At 59.8% G+C, this 574-nt stretch carries 1 protein-coding gene; it reads left to right on the forward strand.

Features of this window, described 5'->3' with window-relative positions; all coding sequences use genetic code 11:
• Positions 1-546, forward strand: a 546-nt coding sequence (locus NKI58_RS35485) for an IS3 family transposase (RefSeq protein WP_352854549.1), incomplete at its 5' end; no start/stop codon positions are given.
• Positions 547-574: the final 28 nt, after the last annotated feature.

Genomic DNA, 574 nt, shown 5'->3' on the forward strand with positions numbered 1-574 from the left:
ATCTTCCCGAACCTGGCGAAGAACGTGACACCCGACGGCCCGAACCAGCTCTGGGTGAGCGACATAACATACGTGACGATTGCGGCGGGCTTCGTCTACGTCGCGGTCATTTTGGATGCCTGGTCACGCAAGGTCGTTGGTTACGCCATCGGTCGGTCGATCGACGCGCGCTTGACCGTTGCAGCATTGAAGGCGGCAATCGAACGACGAAAACCCCCGCCGGGCTGCGTCCATCACTCGGACCGAGGGTCGCAATATGCCGCACTCCTCTACCGCAACGTTCTCGCCGAGCACGATCTTATTGGATCGATGGGCCGGCGCGGCAATCCCTACGATAATGCGAAAGCGGAAAGCTTCATGAAGACGATGAAGGTCGAAGCCGTCTATCCGATGGCCTACGAAACCTTCGCCGACGTCGCTGAGGACCTTCCCCGCTTCATTGATGAGGTTTACAACACCCGCCGATTGCACTCAGCGCTCGGCTATCTCAGCCCGCAACAGTTCGAGGACCAACACGCCCGGCAGATGGTCAAAACTGCGGCTTGACCCTGTCCGGTCCGAGGGGCGCACTCCA

The sequence above is a fragment of the Mesorhizobium sp. M0522 genome (genome assembly GCF_040321085.1).
Classification (GTDB): Bacteria; Pseudomonadota; Alphaproteobacteria; order Rhizobiales; family Rhizobiaceae; genus Mesorhizobium.